Source organism: Nocardiopsis sp. KDC1DS13DA1 (assembly GCF_055632325.1).
Genome location: NZ_JBVMUY010000021.1, coordinates 234,324 through 248,125 on the forward strand (window position 1 = coordinate 234,324; position 13,802 = coordinate 248,125).

The 13,802-nt window shown below is 69.2% G+C and carries 12 protein-coding genes; 8 read left to right on the top strand and 4 right to left on the bottom strand.

The genetic code is table 11. From position 1 onward, the window contains the following. Positions 1-34 precede the first annotated feature (34 nt). Positions 35-1,513 carry a sodium/glutamate symporter gene (locus ACTVAJ_RS14820; protein ID WP_470388723.1) on the bottom strand — a complete coding sequence of 493 codons (1,479 nt, stop codon included), beginning with the start codon at positions 1,511-1,513 and terminating at the stop codon, positions 35-37. A 456-nt stretch (positions 1,514-1,969) separates the two neighbouring features. On the opposite strand from ACTVAJ_RS14820, the gene ACTVAJ_RS14825 reads away from it, so the two are divergent. Beyond that, complete coding sequence (locus tag ACTVAJ_RS14825; protein ID WP_470388724.1) at positions 1,970-2,704, top strand: toxin-antitoxin system YwqK family antitoxin; 735 nt, start codon at positions 1,970-1,972, stop codon at positions 2,702-2,704. On the opposite strand, the gene ACTVAJ_RS14830 is transcribed toward ACTVAJ_RS14825, so the two are convergent. Together ACTVAJ_RS14830 and ACTVAJ_RS14835 are read right to left on the bottom strand one after the other, a co-directional pair. Next, a complete protein-coding gene (locus tag ACTVAJ_RS14830; RefSeq protein WP_470388725.1) occupies positions 2,689-3,360 on the bottom strand; it encodes a hypothetical protein in 672 nt (223 codons plus the stop codon). The two genes, ACTVAJ_RS14825 and ACTVAJ_RS14830, sit on opposite strands and share 16 nt — an antisense overlap. A gap of 345 nt (positions 3,361-3,705) precedes the next feature. Next, complete coding sequence (locus ACTVAJ_RS14835) at positions 3,706-4,047, bottom strand: ArsR/SmtB family transcription factor (protein WP_470388726.1); 342 nt, start codon at positions 4,045-4,047, stop codon at positions 3,706-3,708. Between the two features lie 183 nt (positions 4,048-4,230). Here ACTVAJ_RS14835 and ACTVAJ_RS14840 point away from each other — a divergent pair, with 183 nt between their 5' ends. Then, entirely contained in the window at positions 4,231-5,244 is a 1,014-nt protein-coding gene (locus tag ACTVAJ_RS14840; RefSeq protein WP_470388727.1) for an LLM class flavin-dependent oxidoreductase, read from the top strand. Positions 5,245-5,305: 61 nt separating this feature from the next. On the opposite strand, the gene ACTVAJ_RS14845 is transcribed toward ACTVAJ_RS14840, so the two are convergent. Next, positions 5,306-6,439 (bottom strand): TIGR04222 domain-containing membrane protein, encoded by a 1,134-nt coding sequence (locus ACTVAJ_RS14845; RefSeq protein WP_470388728.1) that lies wholly within the window; start codon positions 6,437-6,439, stop codon positions 5,306-5,308. 467 nt (positions 6,440-6,906) lie between these two features. On the opposite strand from ACTVAJ_RS14845, the gene ACTVAJ_RS14850 reads away from it, so the two are divergent. The 6 genes from ACTVAJ_RS14850 to ACTVAJ_RS14875 all read left to right on the top strand — a co-directional run bounded on the left by ACTVAJ_RS14850 (position 6,907) and on the right by ACTVAJ_RS14875 (position 13,453). Continuing rightward, on the top strand, positions 6,907-7,158 hold the full coding sequence (locus ACTVAJ_RS14850) for a hypothetical protein (RefSeq protein WP_470388729.1): 252 nt from the start codon (positions 6,907-6,909) through the stop codon (positions 7,156-7,158). Positions 7,159-7,258: 100 nt separating this feature from the next. Continuing rightward, positions 7,259-8,257: an OmpA family protein gene (locus ACTVAJ_RS14855; RefSeq protein WP_470388730.1), complete on the top strand. Its 999-nt coding sequence runs from the start codon at positions 7,259-7,261 to the stop codon at positions 8,255-8,257. An 11-nt stretch (positions 8,258-8,268) separates the two neighbouring features. Then, positions 8,269-8,796 carry a hypothetical protein gene (locus ACTVAJ_RS14860; protein WP_470388731.1) on the top strand — a complete coding sequence of 176 codons (528 nt, stop codon included), beginning with the start codon at positions 8,269-8,271 and terminating at the stop codon, positions 8,794-8,796. A gap of 181 nt (positions 8,797-8,977) precedes the next feature. Further along, a complete protein-coding gene (locus ACTVAJ_RS14865) occupies positions 8,978-9,523 on the top strand; it encodes an aggregation-promoting factor C-terminal-like domain-containing protein (protein WP_470388732.1) in 546 nt (181 codons plus the stop codon). Positions 9,524-9,753: 230 nt separating this feature from the next. Continuing rightward, positions 9,754-12,174 carry a glycosyltransferase family 4 protein gene (locus ACTVAJ_RS14870; protein ID WP_470388733.1) on the top strand — a complete coding sequence of 807 codons (2,421 nt, stop codon included), beginning with the start codon at positions 9,754-9,756 and terminating at the stop codon, positions 12,172-12,174. 181 nt (positions 12,175-12,355) lie between these two features. Continuing rightward, positions 12,356-13,453, top strand: coding sequence for a VldE C-terminal domain-containing protein (locus tag ACTVAJ_RS14875; protein WP_470388734.1), 1,098 nt, complete (start codon positions 12,356-12,358; stop codon positions 13,451-13,453). Positions 13,454-13,802 lie beyond the last annotated feature (349 nt).

Sequence of the window (13,802 nt, forward strand, 5' to 3'; positions counted from 1 at the left end):
GACGCCGCACCCGTGGTGTCGAAGGAGGGTGGGGTCAGGAGACCGGCTCGACGGCGCGCTCCTGGCCCTGGGCCGCCTTCCGGTACCGCCGCCGGAGGACGACCAGACCGGTGTAGAGGCTGGCGAGCATGACGACGGCCATGAAGACCAGCATGCCCACCGGTCCCACCTGGGGGCTGACGATGAGCGGGATCGCCGCCGCGGTGATCAGTCCGCCGCCGAAGAACGGCTCGAAGATCAGCTGCTTGTAACCGAAGGCCGGGTAGGCGGGGGTGCGCATCTCCGGGTCGACGACGCGCATGAGCACCAGACCGGTCGCGGTGACGCCCAGGGACTGGCCGAACTCGCCGATGCCCCGCTCGAACCAGTGGCTGGGCATCATGCGGGGTGCCAGGACCAGGAACGCGAACAGGCACCACAGCAGACCGGCCACCGTGAGCGTGGCGAACGCGGCGAAGTTCTCCGCGATGGCGCTCAGGGACAGCGTGGCCATGGCCGCGATGATGAGCATGTCGAGGGACAGGCCCTGGATGCGCTCGACCGTCTTGTGGTCGACGACCTCGTCGCGGTCGAACCGGTCGATGAGCAGTTGGAGCAGGATGCCGCCGATCATCGCCATCGGGAACAGCGGAACGTAGGCCATGATCTCGATGTGGTCCGCCCACAGCGCCTGCTCCAGTGCCCGGAGCCCCATGAGCAGCAGTTGACCGATGAGAACGGCGAGGGCGACGAGGCCGAAGTGCAGGGTGAGGGGGTCCATGGAGGAGGGGTGGATCGTCATGGTCGATCCCGGTGAGCGCTTGTCCCGCTCGACCAGCCCGGCCTGCTCGTTGTCGGTCCCCTTCGCGTCTGAGCTGATCACGGTGGTCTTACCGCGCCGGGCTCCCCAGTTGATGAGGATGATCCCGACGATGATCCCGGACAGGAGACCGACCGTGGCCATCCCCAGGGCGAGGTCCTGACCCTCGGCCCAGCCGACCTCCGCGAAGGTGCCGCCGAGCCCCGCGGCGGTGCCGTGCCCACCGAGGAAACCGATCTCGATGAGCGCTCCGGAGATCGCGGGCACGTCCAGGAACGGCACGAGGACCAGCAGCGCGAGCGCGATACCGATGACGTACTGGCCGCTGGCGACGGTGACGCCGAAGGCGAGGTTGGGACCGGCGAGGCTGGCGGCCTCACGCAGACGGGGCAGCCGTTTGCCCAGGAAGAGACCGGCGAACACCACGGAGATCAGCAGTCCGGGCAGGGACGACCACACCGCCATCACGTCGGCGCCGAACAGTCCTCCCTCGGCCGCGCGCTCGGCGAAACCGACCGCCACACCCCGGTCGGCGAGCAGCCCCATGAGCCGCCCGAAGACATCCGGCCCGAGCAGCAGGGCGATCCCGCCCCCGATGATCGCCCCGGGGAGATAGAGCCGCTGCGTCAGCTTCCACTTGACCCGGACGAGCTTCGAGACCAGCAGCAACACCCCCAGCAGGAGGAGCGCGAGGCCAATGGTGTCAGGGGACATCTCTACCTCTCATGGCGACGGATACCGCGGTGGCTCCTCGGGGGTCCGACGCGGCTGCGTGGAGCGGCACAAACCTCGGCCCGGGGCCTCGTGGGGAGGCGGCGATCGCACGGCGGAGCGACATGGTCACGGCGAACGCCCGGGGCAGCCTATACGCCGTGACGCCATGGCGAGCACAGAGTGAACAGAACGTCGTGTACCGGCACCGGGTACCGAAGCCGCGTCACCACGGGGCTCCGCTTCCGGGAAGGGCGGGGCGGCGGCTCCGACGCGGACACGCAGCGTGACACGTCTCACGCCGGGCGGCGGGGGCGGGATCGGGGAACGGCCCCGCCGCCCGTCCCGGACTCCGGATAATACGAAGGGTCACCGGAGCGCGACGGCCGTGCCGGACGGCCCGCCAGCGCGCGGGCGGGAACCGCCGTGCCGGTTACGCCCCACCGCGAGAGGAGCCCTGTGAGGAGAGTCGGCTCGCACGAGACCGGCGTGGACGCGTACGGAACCGTGACCCACGGGGGCGTGCCCTTCACCGGTGTGTCGGTCAGCAGGACCATGGACGGCCGCCTGGAGGAGTCGGTGGCCTACCTCGACGGGGTCGAGCACGGCCCGTGGCTGGAGTGGTACCCGGACGGCACCCCGCGAGCCCAGGGCGAGTGCGACCGCCACCTGGGGGTGATCGGTCTGTGGCGGGAGTGGCACCCCGGCGGGCGGATCTCCCTGGAGGAGGTCTGGACCCACGTCGGCCACCTCACCACGAGTCGCGCGTGGGACGACCGCGGCGCACTCGTGAAGGACTCCTTCGCCACCGAGCCCGCCAGCGGGGTGGCGCGGGTACGGGCGGAGCACCTGGTGAGGGGTCCGGGAGGGATGCTCTCCGAAGGCGCCCCCTTCACCGGCGAGGCGTACACGGCCGACGCTTCGGGGCTGGTCACCGCGCTCGACTGCTACGCGGGCGGAGCCGTGGAGGGCGCGCGTTTCACCTGGTTCCCCAACGGCCTGATCCGCTCCGAGGAGCACGTGTGCGGAGGGGTTCGGGTCGGGACGTGGCGTCGGTGGAGGGCCGACGGACGCCTGGTGGCGGTGGACGGGTTCGATGACACGGGTGCCCTCGTGCGACGGGAGCGGTGGGAGGGAAACGGCGGCTCCCAGACGACGGGCGCCTGGGAGCGCGGACATCAGGTCCAGCAGTAGGCGTACGGCGTCACGAACACGCCCTGGAAGCTGACGTGCATGAGCCCGCGCACGCGCAAGCCCCGGGTGAGGCTGAAGTTGTGGCTCGAGGTCTGCCCCGCGGAGACGGACCGCAGTGAGGAGATCGGTTCGACGCTGAGGTCGGAGTACTGGACCTGGAACTTGACGGTGATGCGGGAGCCGCTGGACTTCTGGTACTCGACCAGGGCGCTCCGGCAGGCGACCGTGATGATCCTGAGCACGCCGTGGGTCAGGTAGAGGCGCTCGACGTCCGCCGTCGAGAAGTCGGCTCCGCCGTAGGTCTCCTCCAGGTAGGCGTCGACGCTCTCGACGTCGCCGCCCTCGCCCACCTCCAGGAGTTCGTTGTCGTTGGTGACGAGGATCTCGACCTCCTGGACGGACACGTCCGACGAGGACAGGTCCACGCCGTCGAGCGCGTCGACGGATTCGGCGGAGGGGGCCGCGAGCGGCGGCTGCACGGTGGGACGGGTGTCCGGGGCGGTGGCCGATGGCGCCGCGGAGACCGGCGGGGGTGCGGTGACCGGTGCCGTGGCGGCTGTCCGTGCCCCGGCGGGGGCGGCGGTCAGCAGCGGAGCGGCGACGGCCACCGCGACCAGCACGGCCAACCGGGGCACGAGGGATCCGGTGAGGCTCACGTTCACGTCCTTGGGGGGTGGGAGATGTTCACGTGTCACGTCGGCGGCGACGGAGACGGACGGAACCGGAGGAACGACGGCACCCCCATCTCACAACCGCACAAATCTCGGCGAAGCTACCATGGGGGACCAAGCGATTACGGATCACGCTCGTTCTTGGCCAATGTCGGCCACAGTCCCTGCGCGAACGCGGTTATCGGACGGGATCAGACCCGGCGGGCTCGTCCACCGAAAGCGGTGACCTGGTGGGACCCCGTTCCGCATGGGGGCCGGAACCCGTTTGACGCCCGTCACGGTGCTTGATATCCACCGCCCCGGGCAGGGTCGGCGTCCCGTGACCCGGGATCACCAGCCGTCCTCGCCCACATCGGCTCCGATGTCACGGCACGCCAGGACGCACTCCAGCAAACCCGGAAAACGGTCCTCCAGCTCCTCGTCCCGCAGCGAGACGAAGCACCGCGTGCCCTCGGTGCGGTTCTGCACGAGACCGGCGTTGCGCAGGATCTTCAGGTGGTGGCTCAGCGTCGACTGGGCGATCGGGAGGTCGATGTCCTTCCACGCCCGCTCGCCCTCCAAGGCGGCGAGCATCCGCACGATCCGCAGGCGGGTCGGTTCCGCGAGCGCCGACAGGACCGCGACCAGCTCCACGTCCTCGACTGCGGGATGCGTGTGCTCCCTGGGGGACAAGGCACACCTCCTCGTAGGGGCCCGGCGCAGGCCGGACGGGATTTGGAACATGGTCTGGGATGAGTGTAGCTTCGATATTCGATGTTCGTCGAACATCGAACGTGCACGCCCGCCGGCACCGGACCCTCCGGCGACGGGCGCCCACCGCCGGAACCGTTCGTTTGCTGGGGGAAGAGGGCCACCATGTCCAGAGTCGCGCTGTCCGTGCTCGACCACGCCACGATCATCGAGGGGTCCGACCCCGGGGACTCCCTCCGCTCCGCCCGAGAACTCGCACAGAACCTGGAGACCTGGGGCTACACCCGTTTCTGGCTCTCCGAACACCACAATATGCGGGCCATCGCCAGCGCGGCCACCTCGGTCGCGCTGGGGTTCATCGCCGAGGGCACGTCCACGATCCGGGTCGGCGCGGGCGGGGTCATGCTGCCCAACCACTCCCCCCTGGTGATCGCCGAACAGTTCGGCACGCTGGAGTCCCTCTACCCGGGACGGATCGACCTGGGGCTGGGGCGGGCACCCGGCACCGACCCCCGCACCATGCGCGCCCTGCGCCGCGACCGGAGCGCCTCCTCCACCTTCCCCAGCGACGTCCAGGAGCTGCGCGCCTACTTCGAACCGGCCGAGCCGGGCCAGCCCGTCCGCGCGGTCCCGGGCGAGGGACTGCGCGTGCCGTTGTGGATCCTGGGCTCCAGCCTCTTCGGCGCCCAGCTCGCCGCGCAGCTCGGCCTTCCCTACGCGTTCGCGTCGCACTTCGCCCCGGAGGCCCTGTACGAGGCGCTCAAGGCCTACCGGACGGAGTTCCGCCCGTCCGCGCAGGCGAGCGAGCCGCATGCGATGGCGGGGGTGAACGTGGTCATCGCCGACACCGACGCCGAGGCCCGGCGCCTGTTCACCTCGATGCAGCAGCAGTTCCTCGGCATCGTGCGAGGCGACCGCGGTCTGCTCCGGCCCCCGGTGGAGAGCCTGGACACCCTCTGGCGACCGGGTGAGAAGGAGCGCGTGGACGCGACGCTGCGGTACTCGTTCGTGGGATCGCCGGAGACGGTGCGCGCGGGGCTGGAGCAGTTCGTCGCCGACACCGGTGTGGACGAGCTGATGGTGTCGACGATGATCTACGACCGGAAGGCGCGGCTGCGGTCGTACGAGGCGCTGGCGGACATGTTCGACCTGGAGGGGCCGGGTGTCGAGCTGACCTGAGCGGAGGGGGGCTCACGGTTGGTGGGAGGGCCCGGCGGCCGGTCCGCTCAGCGGGGCCGGGTCAGTCACCCCCTCCTCCCCCGCCGCCGTCACCGCCCCCGCCTGAGCTGTCACCGCCGAAACCGCCGCCGAACCAGCCGCCACCGTCGCCTCCGGAACCGCCGGTCCCCGCGTCGATTCCGCCGCCCCAACCGCCACCGGAGCCCGAGGAACCTGCGGCCGGGTCCGACGACCCCTGGCACAGCTCCGCGAACCAGCACAGGTTGCCGAGATCGTAGGACTCCGGGGACGTGGGTTCGGCCGGGTCCAAAGGACCGCTACCGGAGGAGGGGCGGTCGCCCCGGGGCCCCGTCGCGCTGATCGGGGCACGGCCCGGGGAGGAGGCGTTCGCCCGCAGGGAGCGGAAACCGGTGACGGCGGTGTGGCGCAGCGCCCGGTCCCGGCTCATCGCGTCCGAGGCCGCGTACCGGCGGACGGCCTCCGCCGCGACACGGTCGCCGTGCGGGGTCCTGATCGAGGGGCTGACCCCACCGGTCGCGGCGAGGACCAGCCGGACGACGACCGCACCGACGACGGCGGCCATGCAGCCGACGGCCGCCAACCAGGTCCAACCGAGCGTGGTGGCGGAGCCGAAGAGCAGCAGGACGACGGCGAGGGTGAGGGCGAGACCGATGACCACGTTGGCGGTACCCGACCTTTGCCTCCTGCGAGCCAGGAGTTCCCGGATCTCGGGGGAGTCCACGACGAGGCCGCGTCGGGCGAGGTCCTCCCGGAGGCCGTCGACGCCGCGACCGATGACCACACGGCGGACCATCTCGCGCGCGCTGACGCCCACCCGGTCCTGGAACGCCCCGACGATGGCGTTCCGGAGCGGGTCCTTCTCACTGAGGTAGTTCCGCCGGGGACCGACGAGGGTGAAGAATCCGCCCGCGGACTGCTGGCGCACGCGCCCGCTGAGAAAGGCGTCCGTGACCGCGACCTCCGCGGCCCGGACCGCGCCTCCGAAGAGGAAACCGAGCTCGTCGGGGGTGAGTTCGTCCGGGTTCGGCGGTGTCCCGGGACCGGGATTCCTCCCGGCCGCCGACCTGATCGCGGCGCGGCTGCGGAGCACGGTCACGAGGGGGAACCCTCCGACGACCAGGCCCGCGGAGACGGCGACGGCCACGATCAGGGAAAGAACAGCACCATCGGTCACGTCACGGCCCTCCTCACCCGAGGCCGGTCCGCCTGGTGAGGACGGGGCCGACCAACCAGGACATCCAACACCATGGACGGATCGGGTGCGCTGGTGGGGTGGTTGGCCGGTCCCACCCATGGCGCTCGGAGAAAGCCCGTGCGATCATGGGTCACCCGTCGAGTACTCATCGTGACACCGAGTGGTAGGAACGTGGCCGAGCCCCGTACGCTCATCGGTGTACCAGCAGGTGGACACCCGGCCTGTGGATGGCGTGTGCCCGTGCACGAGCGGGGGAACCATGAACGCACGTGGCCACATCCGGCCACCGGGAGCGCCCGGGCGCGGTCACGTGTCGGATAGTGGGACCGGGTGAATGTGCGTCCCCAGCACACGCGCTCCGGACGTCCCCGAGTGATTCGTCGTTCCGCCGCAAGAGACCACGATGACGTGGTGCACAAGACCCTCTCCCCCAAGGAGCCACCTCCATGAGCAGCCTGACCAAGCTCTGGGTTTTCCTGAGCACACGAGCAGTCCCCTCCCCGGGGAGGGATGACAGGGGTGCCGGAATGGTCGAGTACGCCGCCATCATCATCCTCGTCGCGGCGATCGCCTTCGCAATCTTCCAACTCGGGCTCGTAGAAAGCATCAGCGGAGCTATTGGAAGCGCGGTCGACGACGTTCTCGAAGGCCCCCAGGGTCCAGTGGCTCCCGCCCCCACCACCCCTGCTGGCAACTGAGATCCACCAATTCCTGAAAAAGGTCGCCAGAAAAGGCTATAAGATCTTGACTTCTCATCCGAGAATTTCTTCCACAAAAGGGGTTCAGAGGTCCCTTTTTTTGGGAACATCAGTCGCCTTAATTACACTTCTCACTTCGAGTTGTGTCGTCGCCCCCGATGGGGAGTCACCACAGGGGCAGGACGAGCCAGAAACCAGTCTTCCAGTACCTGAAATTCCCCCAGAGGGGAGGCCAGAGGAAAGCGATCCTGTAGCAAGCTCCATAGTATCCTCCACGGAACTCGGGAGCGACCTACAAGTTGATATCATTTCACTAGAAAGACTGCAGAACGAAATTCTCAGACTCCAGGTCGCGATAACCAACAACTCCACCGAACAATACCGCCTTCGCGATGGACTCGGAGAGGAGGGCGACACCTACACAGCAAGCGCCGTAACCCTCATCGACGCGGACAACCAGCATCGCTACCTCAGCTACGACCAGAGCGACGGGTCATGCTTTTGCCAGGCGTTGAATGGAGCCATCCCCAGCGGGGAAACAGAGAACCTGTGGGTAACGTTTCCAAACCCCCCAGAGTCCCTTGAGAGCATGACCGTGATCACTCCGCTCACTCCTCCGATTTTCGATGTCTCCATCAGCGAGTCATCGGAATCTCTTGAAAACGGAGACCTCTCGGAACCCGTGATCCTGGATCTCACCATGATCTCCGATAATACTGAGAACCAGACAGGCCGCACGGAGAACAACGAGGAAGTCAGCATCCTTCTTTCCTCTGATGTACTTTTTGAAACGAACAGTGCAGAACTCAGCCCGGATTCCCAGGAGATCATCGAACAGGTCGCTATCGAGATCAGCGACGCCAGTTCCACAGTCGTAAGCGTTGAAGGCCACGCCGACAACACCGGCAACGCATCCTTGAATGAAGCGCTTTCGCTCGACCGAGCCCAGTCAGTTGAATCCGTCCTCTCCGGCCTGGTAGACCGAGATGGAATCGAATTTGAGGTCAACGGATATGGATCCACCAACCCCATCGCGGACAACTCAACCGAGGAAGGCCGGGAGAGAAACCGGCGCGTGACCATTACTTTCGAGAAATAAAGAAGGCAGTGATGAGAAAATCGACTCGTTGGGCGGGTCTGCTCACTCTGGCCATCACACTCCTCGCCATCGCACCAGGCGGCACAAGCGCTTCGTCATCACCGACTACAGCCGCCGACCTCAACACCCTGGGGAGCTCTACTGGAAATGTAAACCTGTCGAGCGGCCTCAATGCACAGGTTCACCAAGCAGAGCGGAACGAATCAGGAAATCTCCTTTCCGTTACCTGGAGCATACAAAACTCCGGGGGCGAAAACGTCTCCATCACATGGCTCGGCGCATATTCTTACAGCTACTCCGGACCATACTTTTCCGGAGTCACCATCGTGGATTCAAACACACCAAACCGCTTCCATCCGGTGATGGATGGATCTGGCGCATGTGTTTGTTCCGGAAAAACCTCGAATGACTTCAGACGACGGATCAGACCCAACGAACAGGTCGCCTACTGGTCGCTCTTCTCGGTCCCCGGTGACGTTGACTCGGTCAACGTCGAGATCCCCGGCTTCGATCCGATCGAGGACGTTCCCATATCCTGATCCCCTCCCCCTACCTCCTCTCCCGGCTCCCACCCCACGACTGGAGGCGGCGTTGCCCACCCCCCACGGCCCCTCTCTCGGGGACACCCGACGGCCCTCCCCCACCGGCCCGCCCAGGCGCTCCGGTGACCGCAGCGGCCCGCCGCGCGTGCGGAACCGCCTTCGGGCCGCCGTCGGTTGGGTGCGCCCCCCGCACGCGCCGGACCGTGACCGGGGGGCCGCGTTCACCGAGTTGGCGGCTGTCACCCTGCTCGTCGCGGCGATCATGCTCGCGGTCTACCAACTGGAACTGAGCAGGACGTTCAACGAGGGTGTACGGCAGATGGTGTGCCTCGTCGAGGGACCCGGCTGCGGGGACGAGACCTGGGTGGAGGCCGACCGCCCCGAGGAACCGGGCGCCTACGAGTGGAACGGCGACTCCCCCAACACCTCCGACAACCAGGCGATCGGGATGAGCCAGGCCCGGGATCGCGGTTGGACCGACCAGGAGTGGGAGTGCCTGGACAGCCTGTGGTCCAACATCTCCGGCTGGGACCACACCCTCATCGACTCCGAGACCGGTGCGGTCGGCATCCCCGGCTTCCGAGCCGAGGAGCACGGCGCGATGCCGTCCGGCTTCACCGAGAGCGCGTCCGCCCAGATCTCGTGGGGCGTCGGCTACATCGCCGACACCCATGGAACCCCCTGTGTCGCGTGGAGCCAGTGGCAGGGGACCCGCTCGTACTGACCCGGCGCCCCGCCCCCCACGTCCGTCCGCAGCGGCGACCGCCGGCTCCCGCGTGTCCAGCGCCACGCTTTTCCATCGCTTTGTTGAGAGCGGCGTGAATGGCCCGCAAAGGCCTCACAGAACCGGGCAAACCTTTCTCAATTTCCTCTTATATCACTTATTTCACAACAATCACCCCCATAATCTGATCCTCTGGCGACCCACTGGCCAGGGAGATCTCGGGGGAAGCGGTGAAGATCGCCTATCTGATCAACGACATGTACGGCATCGGCGGGACGGTCCGCACGGTGGCCAACCAGGCGGCGGCGCTCTCCGCACGGCACGAGGTCGAGATCGTCTCGGTCTTCCGGCACCGCGCCGAGCCCGTTCTGCCGGTCCCGGCGCAGGTGCGTCTGCGGCCGCTGGTCGACGTCCGCCAGCACTCCGGCACCACCGGGATCGGTGGTCGCCCCCTGTACGAGGGATCGGAGCGGGCCGGGCTGCCGCCGCTGCTGTTCCCCCCGGAGGACACCCGGGGGTCCGCGCACAGCCGGCTGACCGACGACCGGATCGAGGAGTACCTCGCCACCACCGACGCCGATGTCGTCGTGGGCACCCGACCCGGCCTGAACGTCGCGATCGCCCGTGCGGCGCCCTCCCGGCTGGCCAAGGTCGGTCAGGAGCACCTCACCTACGATCAGCACTCCCTCCCCCTGCTCAGGGTCATGGAACTGGAGTACCCGCACCTGGACGCCTTCGTGACCGTGACCGAGGCGGACGCGCGGACCTACACCGACCGCATGCCGCTCCCCGGGGTGCGGGTCCTGTCCATCCCGAACGCGGTCCCCGCACCGCGCTTCACCGCCGACGGCCACGGCTCACGCACGATCGTCGCCGCCGGCCGACTGGCCCCCAGTAAGCGGCACGACCTGCTCGTGCAGGCCTTCTCGATGGTGTGCGACGAGTTCCCCGACTGGACGCTGCGCATCTACGGTCGCGGCGGCCTGCGCGACACCCTGGCCCGTCTGGTCGGTTCCCTGGGGTTGCAGGACCGGGTGTGGCTGATGGGTCCGCACCCGAGGGTCGAGGAGGCGTGGTCCCAGGGGGCGTTCGCGGCGATCACCTCCAGCGAGGAACCCTTCGGTATGACGATCGTGGAGGCGATGCGGTCCGGACTGCCGGTCGTGAGCACCGACTGTCCGCACGGCCCCGCGGCCATCATCCGCCACGGGGAGGACGGGATCCTGGTGCCGAACAGGTCCGTGCAGGGCATCGCACACGGCCTGGAGGAGCTCATGGCCGACGGCGGACTGCGGCACCGGATGTCGCGGGCGGCCCTGGCCGACTCCGCACGCTTCGATCCGGCCAGCGTGGTGCGCGAACACGAGCGCCTGTTCGCCCAGCTGACCGGGGAGCGGCTGTCCGCCGCATCGCTCGTACCCGCCTCCCGCCCCGCGCCCCCCGCACCGTGCCGCGTACACGCCCGCGCCTCGGACGGTCTGGCGGTGCTGTCGTTCACGCACCCGCCGGACCAGCTCGTACTGGAGCGGGAGGACGAACGCGTGACGCTGGCGCCCGACGAGGACGGGAGGGTGGTGGTGGATCCCGAGGCCGACCACCTGTCGGCACACACGTGGGACGTCCTGCGCGTGGACGGGGGCGCGAGGTCGCCGATCCTGGACGTGGAGATCCGCCAGGAGGGGTACCCCCTGTCCGCCGACCGCGTGGAACGCCTCTCGCTCGTCCTTCCGGACCGGTCGCGGAAGGGACGGCTCGTCCTCCACGTGCGCCGCTCGGAGCGGCACGCCGAGGTGGAGCACGTGGAGGTCGCCGACGGCCTGATCACCGTCCAGGGGAGGGTCCTGGGGCACACGGGTGCGGACGCGCGGGCCCGGCTCGCGGTGCGTGTCCGTACGGCGCCCAGGACCGTACGGGAGTTCTCCGCACCGGTGGCGGCCAGCGGACGGTTCACCGGGGTCGTCGACCCGGAGGCCGTGGTCCGGGGACGGCACGGCGAGGCGGAGAGGTGGGAGCTGCGCCTGGTGGCGTCCGACGGGTCGGAGTACACGGTGGGGCGCCACCTCTCCGGTGTGACGGGGTACCGGGGGATCATCGAGTACCCGGCGCACCAGGTGACGGCGCACCGGGGGTACGGCTCGCGGGTGCGCCCCTACTACACGGTCAACGACCGTCTGGGACTGAGGACGTCACCCGCCGCGCCGAGACTGGGCGTGGACGAGGTCCGTGTGCGGCCCGTGGGGCGGCGCCGGGACCGGCTGTGGTTCGACGTCCGTCTGGACACGACTCCGCCGGAGGGTGTGGAGTGCGCGGTGGAGGTGGTGCGGGGCAGCGACGCGGGACAGCGGTTCCCGCTGCACGAGGTGACCGCGTCGTCCGGAGGACGCCTGGTCGGTACCCTGCCGCTGCTGGACCGCGCTGAGTACGGCGCCGGCTCCGTACTCAGGGTCGTGTGGCAGCTGCGGTTGCTCATGGGCCCGGCGGGGGCTCTGGGACGGGTGGGGGCACGATCGGTTCCGCAGCGGACCAGCCGCCGCTGGAGCCGCGGGCCGTTCGTCCGTTCGGTGACCGTGGGACCGCAGAGCGGCGGGGACCTCAGGGTGACCGTGGCCGACGTGCACGTGGTGGAGGCGGTCAACCGCCGCCTGCGCTGACCGCCCCGCGGGCTTCCGGCGTCCGCGCCCTCCCCGCTCGTCCACAACCCCCTACCGATCACGGACCGGGGTGGATAAGCTACGCGGGAGGACGGCCGACCCCCGAAGGCCCCTCCGCGACCGAACCGCCCCGGTCTCCCCGCGCCCGCGGGGCGGGACCCCTCCCCCACGGAAGTCAGTCATGGGACTGCGACGGACCTCCCCCAGCGCGGCGCCCCCAGCGCGCCCCCACCGCCACCTCCAGGGCCGCGACGACCGCGGCCAGGCCAACATCCTGCTGGTCTTCGGCCTCACACTCGCCCTGCTCTCCCTCACCGTGCTCTTCGTGCGGGTCGGCGCCGCCAACGACATGCGGTCCCAGACGCAGACCGCGGCGGACGCGGCGGCGCTCGCGGCGGCCAGCGCCCTCCAGGACAGGGCCGCCGAGGAGCTCCTGGCCGGGGAGTACCCCCTGCCGTGGTTCGACGAGGAGGTCGCCGAGGCGCGGGCCGACGAGTACGCGCGCGCCAACGGGGCGGTGCTCACCGACATCCGGGCGAGTGACAACGCCATGGGGCGCAGCGGCAACATCATCCGGGTGGAGGTGCGCGGCGCCCTCTGCCAGCGGGAGCTGGAGGAGGACGCCTCGCGGGCGTGGAACGACGTGGTGTGCGACGGTTCGGAGGAGGAGACCGAGACGACCGTCGGCAACGCCTCCGCCATCGCCATCGTCGAGCCGCCCTACGAGTGCTCCCGGAGCGACGGCCGCGTCTCGTGCGGAGGGGACGACATCGACGGCCTCGACGCGGCCAGGGCGCTGATCGACGTGCACCTCATCGACCAGGAGGGGCAGTACAGGTTCGACGCCACACTCACGTACGCGGGAGGCACCATCGTGGACTGCCCCTCTCTCGGGGAGCTGGACCCGACCATGTGCTCGGTGCACCAGACACTGCAAGAGGAGTTCGGCGGCTTCTACCTGACGGCCGGGGGATGGCGCAACGAACCCGGCAGCGACCACGGCCAGGGTATGGCGGTCGACTACATGATGGCCGGGCTCGGCGCCCGGCCCACCGCCGAGATGCACGCCACGGCCCTGACGGTGGTCAACTGGGTGATCCAGAACGCCCAGCAGCTCGGGGTCAAGGGCCTCATCTACGACCACCACATCTGGAACGCCTCCCGGGACCCCGTGGGCCCGTGGGAGCAGGTCAGGCGCTTCCACCAGGACACGGGGAACAACACCCAGGACCACGTCGACCACATCCACCTGGCTGCGGGCCCCGGCCGCATGCTCTGAACCGCGCTCTGTCCACAGGTTCGGGCCGGGTCTTGTGGCACTCGGCCGCACCGTCGAACCTGGATGTATGACCGAAAGCGACCGCGCTGTCCCCGACCGTCCCCTGTTGTCGCGCGCCCTGCGCCCGATCCTCGCGCTGATCTTCGCCACGGCGGCCGCCTGGAACGTCACCTCCGCCCACGGGTGGGGGATCAACACCGGTCCGCGCGATGCCCGGGTCACCGGGTCCCGCCTCCACGCGGCCGTCCCGAAGGGGGTGAGGGGGGTCTGCCGCCAGGCCGTGACCGCGCACCGGGAGCGGGTCCCGGACACCGAACGGGCGCCGGTGGAGTCGGTGCCGGTCACCGCA